The sequence below is a fragment of the Kitasatospora sp. NPDC059571 genome, from assembly GCF_042735675.1.
In the GTDB taxonomy this organism is placed as follows: Bacteria; Actinomycetota; Actinomycetes; order Streptomycetales; family Streptomycetaceae; genus Kitasatospora.
The window spans coordinates 1761-11076 of record NZ_JBHWBW010000138.1 but is presented as its reverse complement, the minus strand read 5'-3'; the positions used below and the strand labels follow the sequence as shown (position 1 = coordinate 11076).

At 76.1% G+C, this 9316-nt stretch carries 10 protein-coding genes; 3 read left to right on the top strand and 7 right to left on the bottom strand.

The window, feature by feature from the left end:
- Both ACFV0G_RS17690 and ACFV0G_RS17685 read right to left on the bottom strand, forming a co-directional pair.
- Positions 1–768 (bottom strand): ABC transporter transmembrane domain-containing protein (locus tag ACFV0G_RS17690; RefSeq protein WP_380547889.1); only part of this gene is annotated, 768 nt, incomplete at its 3' end.
- A complete protein-coding gene (locus ACFV0G_RS17685) occupies positions 765–2546 on the bottom strand; it encodes an ABC transporter transmembrane domain-containing protein (RefSeq protein WP_380547886.1) in 1782 nt (593 codons plus the stop codon). The genes ACFV0G_RS17685 and ACFV0G_RS17690, both read right to left, overlap by 4 nt.
- Before the next feature lie 194 nt (positions 2547–2740).
- Between ACFV0G_RS17685 and ACFV0G_RS17680 the strand changes: the two genes are divergently transcribed.
- Both ACFV0G_RS17680 and ACFV0G_RS17675 read left to right on the top strand, forming a co-directional pair.
- The gene (locus tag ACFV0G_RS17680) at positions 2741–3826 is read left to right on the top strand and encodes an S-(hydroxymethyl)mycothiol dehydrogenase (protein ID WP_380547883.1); all 1086 of its coding nucleotides are present in this window, start codon (positions 2741–2743) and stop codon (positions 3824–3826) included.
- Positions 3826–4455 carry an MBL fold metallo-hydrolase gene (locus ACFV0G_RS17675; protein WP_380547880.1) on the top strand — a complete coding sequence of 210 codons (630 nt, stop codon included), beginning with the start codon at positions 3826–3828 and terminating at the stop codon, positions 4453–4455. Before ACFV0G_RS17680 ends, ACFV0G_RS17675 begins: the two co-directional genes overlap by 1 nt.
- Before the next feature lie 103 nt (positions 4456–4558).
- Here ACFV0G_RS17675 and ACFV0G_RS17670 read toward each other — a convergent pair whose 3' ends face one another.
- From ACFV0G_RS17670 to ACFV0G_RS17655, 4 genes are all read right to left on the bottom strand, one after another.
- The gene (locus tag ACFV0G_RS17670) at positions 4559–4891 is read right to left on the bottom strand and encodes a hypothetical protein (protein ID WP_380547877.1); all 333 of its coding nucleotides are present in this window, start codon (positions 4889–4891) and stop codon (positions 4559–4561) included.
- 229 nt (positions 4892–5120) lie between these two features.
- Positions 5121–5777: a vitamin K epoxide reductase family protein gene (locus tag ACFV0G_RS17665; RefSeq protein ID WP_380547874.1), complete on the bottom strand. Its 657-nt coding sequence runs from the start codon at positions 5775–5777 to the stop codon at positions 5121–5123.
- A 3-nt stretch (positions 5778–5780) separates the two neighbouring features.
- Complete coding sequence (locus ACFV0G_RS17660; protein WP_380547871.1) at positions 5781–6575, bottom strand: thioredoxin domain-containing protein; 795 nt, start codon at positions 6573–6575, stop codon at positions 5781–5783.
- Positions 6576–6701: 126 nt separating this feature from the next.
- Positions 6702–7355 (bottom strand): hypothetical protein, encoded by a 654-nt coding sequence (locus ACFV0G_RS17655; protein WP_380547868.1) that lies wholly within the window; start codon positions 7353–7355, stop codon positions 6702–6704.
- Positions 7356–7514: 159 nt separating this feature from the next.
- Between ACFV0G_RS17655 and ACFV0G_RS17650 the strand changes: the two genes are divergently transcribed.
- Entirely contained in the window at positions 7515–8381 is an 867-nt protein-coding gene (locus ACFV0G_RS17650) for a CHAD domain-containing protein (protein ID WP_380547865.1), read from the top strand.
- A gap of 53 nt (positions 8382–8434) precedes the next feature.
- Here the strand turns inward: ACFV0G_RS17650 and ACFV0G_RS17645 are convergent, their stop codons facing one another.
- Complete coding sequence (locus ACFV0G_RS17645; protein ID WP_380547862.1) at positions 8435–9220, bottom strand: uracil-DNA glycosylase; 786 nt, start codon at positions 9218–9220, stop codon at positions 8435–8437.
- Positions 9221–9316 lie beyond the last annotated feature (96 nt).

The window sequence follows — 9316 nt, the reverse complement described above, 5'->3', positions numbered from 1 at the left end:
CCCTCGGGCAACCACCGGTGCGCGCGCAACCGCGCCCCCGCGGGGGGGGGGCCCCCACCCCGCCCGGCGCCCCCCGCGCCCCCCCGCCCGGCGCTCCTGGAGGCCGAGCGCCTCGACCGTCCGGGCGCCGGAGGCGGTGGCGGCGAGGACCTCGGCCAGCGCGGAGTTGGCGGCGCCCTCGTCGAGGTAGCCGGAGCGGGCCCGGCGCAGGTACCAGCGGGCGCCGGACCAGACCCCGGCCATCCCGATCATCCCGCAGGCGCCGAGCAGCGGCTGGACGGCGATGATCGCGCCGACGACGAACACGATCTGCACCAGGGCCACGAACACGTCCGGGGCGGCGTCCCGCAGCGCGGTGCCGACGGCGGCGACATCGGTGGTGCCGCGGGTGGTCAGGTCGCCGGTCCCGGCCCGTTCGACGGCCGCCGGGGGCAGGGCGAGGGCGCGGTCGGCGAACTGCTCGCGGACCCGCGCCGAGGTGCGCTCCCCGAACCGGTGGGCGACGTAGCGGGCCTGTCGGGACAGCAGCAGCTGGGCGAGCGCGCCGGCCACGATGGCGAGCGCCAGCAGGTCGACGGTGCGGGTGCCGGCGCCGGCCGACACCTCGTCGATGATCCGGCCGAGCAGCCACGGGCCGGCCAGTCCGGCGAGGGCGGCCAGTGCGTTGAGGGCGAGCAGGGCGGTGAAGCCCCGGACGTCCCGGCGGATCAGCGCCAGGGTGGCCCGGCGGACCGCGGCGGGGCCGGCGACGGGGAGGCGGGCGCTCATCGGAGGGTCTCCTGCGTGCTGTCGGGGGCCGGTACGGCGGTGTCCTCGGCGCCGGCGCGGCGCGGGGCCGGCAGGGCGGGGTCCTCGGCCTCGGCGCGGGAGACCAGGCTGCGGTACCCGGGGTGGTCGCGGAGCAGGTCGCGGTGCCGGCCGGTGGCGGCGACCCGGCCGTCGACCAGGTACTGCACGGTGTCGGCCCGGTCCAGCAGGAGCGGCGAGACGCCGGTGACGAGGGTGGTCCGTCCTTCGCGGGCGCGGCGCAGGCCGGCGGCCATCGCGGCCTCGGTGTGCGCGTCGACGGCGGAGGTCGGCTCCACGGCGAGCAGCACCTCGGGGTCGGCGGCCAGTGCCCGGGCCAGCCGCAGGCGCTGCCGCTGGCCGCCGGACAGGTTGCGGCCGTCCGCCTCGATCGGGGAGTCCAGTCCGTCCGGCAGTCCGCGCAGGACGTCGAGGGCGGCGGCGGCCTCCAGGGCGGCGAGCAGCGCCCGGTCGTCGGGCCGGTGGCGGCCGGAGAGGACCTCGCGCAGCGGGCCGGCGAAGAGCGCGGCCTCGTTGTCCGCGACCAGGATCCGGTCCCGGACGGCCGACAGGGCGAGCGAGTCGAGCCGGACGGTGCCCCACTCGGCGGCGGTCGCGGTGAACCGGCCGAGCCGGTCGACCACGGCGGCGGCGTCCTGCGGCCGGGCGCAGGCCAGGACGGTCAGCCGGCCGGGGAGCAGCTCGACACCGGAGTCCGGGTCGCGCAGCACGGCGGGGGAGCCCGGTGCGTCGGCGCCGTCCGGGCGGGTGCCCGGGTCCAGCGCCAGGAAGCGGACCACCCGCGCGGAGGCGACCAGGCCGCGGCTGATGTCCTGCCCGCTCTCGACCAGGAACTGGACGGGGAAGACCAGCACCGCCACGTACCCGTAGACCGCGACCAGCTGACCCACCGTGATGTCGCCGCCGGCGGCGAGACGGGCGGCCAGCCACGTCACCGCGGCGAGGAACAGCGTGGGCAGGCCGACGCCGAAGGACTGCAGCCAGCTGGTCACGGCCCCGACCCGGTAGCCGTCGGCGCGCAGCTCCTGCGAGTCGCGCCGGTAGCGCTCCGCGTAGGTCTCCTTGCCGCCCAGGCCGTTCAGCACCCGAAGCCCGCCCGCCATGTCCACGAACCGGGCGGCGAGCCGGCCCTGCCGTTCGCGGTAGCGGGTCTCCGCGCCGCGCAGCCGGCCGAGCAGCGGACCGACCAGCACCGCCATCAGCGGGACACCGAGCAGTACGACGGCGGCGAGCAGCGGGGAGACGGACAGCAGCAGGACGGCGACCGTGCCGATCGCGATCAGCGAGCCGACACCGGGGCCGACGAAGGTCAGGGTGCGGGCGATCTGGCCGACGTCGCCGATGCCGATGGTGACCACCTCGCCGGAGGTGACCAGCCGGGGCAGCGCCGCGCCGAGCCGGACGGACTGCCGGACCACCACCCGGACGGTGCGGAAGGTGGCGTCCATCCGCAGCCTGGTCATGGTCCGGTGGCGCAGCATGCTGATCCCGGCGTTCAGCAGGCCGGCGACCAGGATGGCGGCGGTCCAGCCGACCAGGGTGCGCGGGCGCCCGGCCCGCAGCCCGTCGTCGACGGCGCGGGACAGCAGGTACGGCTGCAGGGTCAGGAGGAGCATCCAGGCGATGCTCAGCACCGCCCCGGTGGCCACCCGTCGCTTCTGCCGGGCGGTCAGCCAGCACAGGTAGCGGGCGGCGCTGCGGGTGTCCGGTGTCCCCGGACCGTCGTTGAGGTCGTGCACCGTCGAACCATACGCGGAGCCGCCCGGCGCGCGGTTCGGCGGGATTCGCCGGACACGGCACGGGAACCGCCCGACCTTCCCGGTCATCACCGCCGGTTGCGCCTGTCGGCCCCCGCGCGCACCGCTCTCCCCGTCACAATCGACGTACGTTTGGCGAACGGCCAAGTCGGATGCGCGGAAGCGAGGAGAGCGCGATGGCGCAGCAGGTGCGCGGTGTGATCGCACGGTCCAAGGGGGCGCCGGTCGAGGTGGTGACGGTGGTGGTGCCCGACCCGGGGCCGGGCGAGGCGGTGGTGCGGATCCAGGCGTGCGGGGTCTGCCACACCGACCTGCACTACCGGGAGGGCGGGATCAACGACGAGTTCCCGTTCCTGCTGGGCCACGAGGCGGCCGGTGTGGTCGAGTCGGTCGGCGAAGGGGTCACCGAGGTCGCGCCGGGCGACTTCGTCATCCTCAACTGGCGTGCGGTGTGCGGCCGCTGCCGGGCCTGTCGGCGGGGACGGCCGTGGTACTGCTTCGACACCCACAATGCGAAGCAGCGGATGACCCTGACCGACGGCACCGAGCTGTCGCCCGCGCTGGGCATCGGCGCGTTCGCGGAGAAGACGCTGGTCGCGGCCGGCCAGTGCACCAAGGTCGACCCGGCCGCCTCCCCGGCCGCGGCCGGGCTGCTCGGCTGCGGGGTGATGGCGGGCCTCGGTGCCGCGGTCAACACCGGTGCGGTCGGCCGCGGCGACTCGGTCGCCGTGATCGGCTGCGGCGGGGTCGGGAACGCCGCCGTGCTGGGCGCCCGCCTGGCGGGTGCGGCCCGGATCATCGCGGTCGACCTGGACGCCCGCAAGCTCGCCAAGGCCCGGGAGCTGGGCGCGACCGACACCGTCGACGCGGGCTCGGCGGACGTCGTCGAGGCCATCCGGGAGCTCACCGGCGGCTTCGGCGCCGACGTCGTCATCGACGCGGTCGGCCGGCCCGAGACGTACCGGCAGGCCTTCTACGCCCGGGACCTGGCCGGGACGGTGGTGCTGGTCGGCGTGCCCACCCCCGAAATGACGCTGGAACTTCCGCTGCTGGACGTCTTCGGCCGCGGCGGCTCCCTCAAGTCCTCCTGGTACGGCGACTGCCTGCCGAGCCGGGACTTCCCGATGCTGATCGACCTGTACCTGCAGGGCCGGCTCGACCTGGACGCCTTCGTCAGCGAGACCATTGCGCTGGACGGCGTGGAGCAGGCCTTCGAGCGGATGCACAAGGGCGAGGTGCTGCGATCGGTGGTGCTGTTCTGATGGCGGCCCGCATCGAACACCTCGTCACCTCCGGCGAGTTCACCCTGGACGGCGGCACCTGGGAGGTCGACAACAACGTCTGGCTGGTCGGCGACGACCAGGAGGTGCTGGTGGTCGACCCGGCGCACGACGCCAGTGCGATCACCGCCGCGGTCGGCGGCCGCCGCGTGGTCGCCGTGGTCTGCACCCACGGGCACAACGACCACGTCAACGCCGCCCCCGAGGTTGCCGCCCGCACCCGTGCCCCCGTCCTGCTCCACCCCGAGGACGCCGTGCTCTGGCAGCAGACCCACCCCGACCGCAAGCCCGACGCCGACCTCGCGGACGGCCAGCGCCTGGCCGTCGCCGGGACGGAGCTGACCGTGCTGCACACGCCGGGGCACAGCCCCGGCGCGGTCTGCCTGTACGCACCCGCCCTCGGCACCGTCCTCAGCGGGGACACGCTCTTCGCGGGCGGGCCGGGTGCCACCGGCCGGTCGTTCTCGGACTTCCCGACGATCATCGACTCGATCCGCGACCGGCTGCTCGTCCTCCCGCCGGAGACCGTGGTGCGGACCGGCCACGGCGACTCCACCACCATCGCCGCCGAGGCACCGCACCTGGAGGAATGGATCGCCCGCGGCCACTGACCGATGCCGCCCGAAGTCGCCCGGGGCGGGCCGCGACCGGCTGTCCGGTCGTGTCCCGCGCCGGGCGGTGCGGATCAGCGCAGAGCGCGCCAGGACGCCGACATCACCGTGTGCGACCGTTGTGCCGTTGAGCGGGAGGCGGGGCGAAGGCTTGGCCGAGTCGGTCGCGTCGGGCCGCGAGGTAGGTGCGTTCCGACCGGTTGCCGGTGAGCCGGGCCGCGGTGTCCAGCGCCTGTGCGGCTTCTGCGGTGCGTCCGAGGCGGGCGAGGAGGTCGCCGCGGATGGCGTGGAACAGGTAGTGGTGATCGAGGTCGAGGTCGTCCACCAGGTCGAGGGCCGCTCGCGGGCCGTGGACCTCGGCGAGCGCGACCGTGCGGTTGAGTGCGGCGACCGGGCCGGCGTCGAAGATGGACAGAGTGACGTTGACCTTGCGCATGACACGCTCCCTTGCGCCGGTGGACCGCTCTCCCGGGGCCCGTTTCACCCCCTACACGAACGCCCGACGGCCGAATCGACACAAGCGCGAGAATTTCTCTCCACCGGGATCATCTCCCCGGGCAGCATCCGGCAACCCGCAGCGGGGCCAGCCGGTAGCCGGCCCGGCGGAGACGAGCTGATGGCTCCCACCCGGGAAACCCCGGGTGGGAGCCATCAGGAGTGCCTGATCAGATCAGCGTGCGCCAGTAGTACCAGAAGCGGTTCAGGACCAGCAGGGCGATCCCGAGGTACCAGAGGGCCGGGACGACCCAGTGGTAGCGGGTCAGGACGGCGGTCGTGCCGCGGGGGGCGGGGAGGACGCCGGTGCGCAGGTTGTGCAGGGTGGTGTACCAGAACAGCGGCCCCACCACGGCCCAGACCACCATGCAGTACGGGCAGAGCGCGCCGATCTCGTACAGGGCCTGGCTGATCAGCCAGACCACGAAGCCGACGCCGAAGGCGGTGCCCGCCTGGAGGCCGAGCCAGAACCAGCGGCGGTACGAGGCGCCGGCCAGCAGGCCGGCGCCGATCGCGGCCAGGGCGCCGAACGCGACCAGGCCGATCAGCGGGTTCGGGAAGCCGAACGCCGAGGCCTGCGCGGTCCGCATCACCGAGCCGCAGCTGATCACCGGGTTGATGCTGCAGCTCGGCCGGTAGCCGGGGTTCTCCAGCATCCGGAGCTTGTCCAGGGTCAGCACGGCCGAGGCTGCGAGGCCGATCAGGCCGCAGACCAGCACCAGCCAGGCGAACGGCCGCCCGGCCGCCACGGGGGCGGCGGCGGGGGCGGCGGCAGCGGCAGGCGCGGGCACCGGTGCGGTGGCGGGGGTGGGGGTGGTGGGGCGCACGGGTCAGCCCCCGATCGTGCTGCGGATCAGCGCGGTGTACTGCTCGCCGGTGAGCGGCTTGCCCGCGGAGTCGAAGACCTTGAGCGCCTTGCCGTCCAGCATCACGGTCGGGGTGCCGCTGACGCCGCTGGCGTCGAACGCCTTGGAGACCTTGGCCGCCCACGGCTGGTAGGTGCCCTCGGTGACCGCCTTGGTGAACGCCGCCGTCTTCAGCCCGGGCACCTTGCCGGCCAGGTCCAGCAGGTGGTTCACGTCGCCGAACCCGTCGGTGGTCTCGGCCGGCTGGTTGGCGTACAGCACGTCGTGGAACTTCTTGAACTGGTCGACGCCCTGGTCGAGCGCGGCGCCGGCGGCGGCCAGCGCCGTCCGCGAGCCCTTGCCGCCGAGGTTGCCGTCCAGGAACGACGCCAGGTGGTACTCGATCTTGTACGTGCCGTCGTCGGCCAGCTGCTGCACGGCCTGGCCCGCCGAGGTCTCGAACTCGTGGCAGATCGGGCAGCGGAAGTCCTCGTACACCTGCAGGGTGTGCGGGGCGTCCGCCTTGCCGTACACGACCGTGGTGCCGTCGCCGCCGGACGCGTGGGCGGGGGTGACGACCGGCGCGTTCGCCGCGGGGGAGGAGCCGTCCGAGGCGGTGGCGATCGCGGCGACGACGCCGCCGACCACCGCGAGGGCGGCGACGATGCTCACGCCGACGGTGGTCCGGCGCCGTACGACGGCGGCGCGCTGTTCGCGGCGGTGCGCCTCCTGGAGGCGCTGGCGGGCGGTCTGGCGGGTGCCGGGGTGCTGCGTGGTCATGGTCCGTCGGTCCTCACGGTGCGGGCGTGCCGCCGGACCGCGCGGACGCGCGGCGGCACACCGGGAAAAGGGGGCTCTGCGTACGGGGGCGAGCCGGCGGCGCGTCCGCCACGGGGGCGGGAGCCGTCAGCAGGCCAGTGCGTACGCGGGCGGACCGCGCCGGGGAGCCGGGGTGAGGAGGACGTCGTCGGGCCGCGGCAGGGCCCGGTCGGGGAAGGGACCGGCCGGCGGCAGCGCCGCCGGGCAGGCGGGCAGCGGCGCGAGCAGCAGCAGCGCCCGGCCGACCGCGCCGGCCGCGGCGCCCACGGTGTGCAGCGCCCGGACGACCGTGCGGAGCGCGGCGTCGCCGAGGGACAGCCACAGGGCGGCGGCCAGCGCCAGCGCGAGGTGGACGAGCAGCACCAGCAGGCGGACCGATCCGCCGTACTGGCCGGCCCATTCGGAGAGCACCGAGCTGCCGTTCACCGACCCGCCGCCGCAGACCAGCAGGTCCACGCCGTGCGAGCGGGCGGCGACGGCCGTACAGCCGTCCTGGCCGAGGTTGAAGGCGGTGTTGAGCACCAGCTCCACCGGGAGCATCACGGCGCACACCCGCCACAGGCTGAGCCGGGACCCGGCCAGCGCGAGGGCCAGCAGGAAGACCGCGGCGGAACAGAGTGCGACCAGGGTCAGCGGCAGCTGCCGCCCGGTGACCACGACCTGACCGAGCGCGGCGAGCGGCACCGCGAGCGCGGTGAACACCGCCGCCCGCAGGGCTCTCGTCGTCCTGTCACCGGTCATGGACAGCGAGTATGCCAGGCGGCCGATCAGCTCCGCATAAACGTGATCAGGTCAGGCCGAAGGTCGGCACGTCCGGCACACCTGTCCCACCGGCCCGTCCGGCCCGTCGGGTCGCCACCGGAGCGCGTGCCGGACCTACCCTGGAGGTCCGCAGAGGGGGTGAGCGCCGTGCCGCACCGGGACGAACCGACCGCGGGCGAGCTGCTGGCCGACTGGCTCACCCGGCAGACCGAGCGGCTGGCCGCCCTGGAGGCCGCCGTCCGCGCCGACGAACCGGACGCCGTCCACCAGATGCGGATCACCTCCCGGCGGCTGCGCAGCACCCTCCAGGCGTACCGACCGCTGCTGACCGCCGACACCGCGCCGCTGGTCGCGGAGCTGCGCGAGCTGGCCGCGGCGCTCGGGGTCGCCCGGGACGCCGAGGTGCTCGGCGAACGGCTCACCGCCCTCGCCCGGGAGCTGCCCGAGGAGTGCGGGCCCGCCGAGACCGCCGACGCGCTCGCCCGGTGGTCCGCCGAGCAGACCGAGCTGGCCCGCCCGCAGGCGGTGGCCGCGCTGGACGGGCCGCGGTTCCCGGCACTGCTGGCCGCGCTGCGCGGCCTGGCGGCCGAGCCGCAGTTCACGGCGCGCGCCGAGCGGCCCGCGGCCCGCGAGCTCACCCGGATCGCCCGCCGCGAGCAGCGCCGTACCGCCCGCCGGATCCGCACCGCCCGCGCGGCCGCCCCCGGCACGGCCACCGAGGTCGCCCTCCACGACGCCCGCAAGGCCGCCAAGCGCGCCCGGTACGCGGGGGAGCCGGCCGGGCGGGCCGCGCGGGGGTTCGTCCGGCGGATGAAGGAGCTCCAGGACCTGCTGGGGGTGCACCAGGACGCCGTGCTGGCCTGCCGCACCCTGCACGGGCTGGCCGCGGACGGGCCGGCGTTCGCCTACGGCGTGCTCTACGAGCGGGAGCGGGTGGTCGAGGCCGAGGCCCGGGCCGCGCTGCCCGGGGTGTGGCGGCGGGCCCGCAAGCGGCCGCAGTTCTGAGCGCGTCCGGGCGCGTCGGCTCCCAGAGTGTCCGGGGCGTTGCCCGGCCGGGGTCAGAGCCCGGCGGTCGCCGCGGCGGTGGCCAGCAGGTCCCGGAGCATCGCCGGGGTGAGCCGGCCGGTGTAGGTGTTGCGCGGGCTCACGTGGTAGCAGCCGAACAGGTGCAGCGGCGCCCCGCCGTCCGCGGCGGGCAGCACGGCGTGGGCGCCGTGCCCGAACGCGGGGCGCGGGCGCGGCGGCCGCCAGCCGGCGTCGGCCAGCGCGGGCAGCACGGCCTGCCAGGCGAACCCGCCGAGCGCCACCACGGCCCGCACCGAGGGGCGCAGGTACTCGAGCTCCCGGGAGATCCACGGCCGGCAGGTGTCGCGCTCGGTGCGGCTGGGCCGGTTCTCCGGCGGGCAGCAGCGGACCGGGTCGGTGATCCGCACCCCGTGCAGCCGCAGTCCGTCGCCGCGCCAGACCGCCTCCGGCCGGGAGGCCAGCCCCAGCTCGTACAGCGTCGCGTAGAGGAGGTCCCCGGACGGGTCGCCGGTGAAGATCCGGCCGGTCCGGTTGGCGCCGTGCGCCGCGGGGGCCAGCCCGACCAGCACCAGGGCGGCGTCGGCGGGGCCGAAGCCGGGGATCGGCCGCGCCCAGTACTCCTGGTGCAGGTAGGCGCGGCGCTTGGTCCGGGCCGCCTCCTCGCGCCACTCGACCAGCCGCGGGCAGGCCCGGCAGCCGGTGACCAGGGTGTCGAGCTCGGCGAGGTCGTACGTGCCGGCCGCGGCCGCCGCCGGGTCCGGGACGGCCGGCCCGAACGGCTCCGGGCCGGGCCCGGCGGGCGGGGGCGGGGGTGACATGGCCCCGGAGCGAGGGGCCCCGGGGGGGGGGGGGCCGGGGCCCAGCGGTCGGTTGCGGCCTCGGCCGGGGTGCCCGGCCCTGCCACCCCGTCCAGC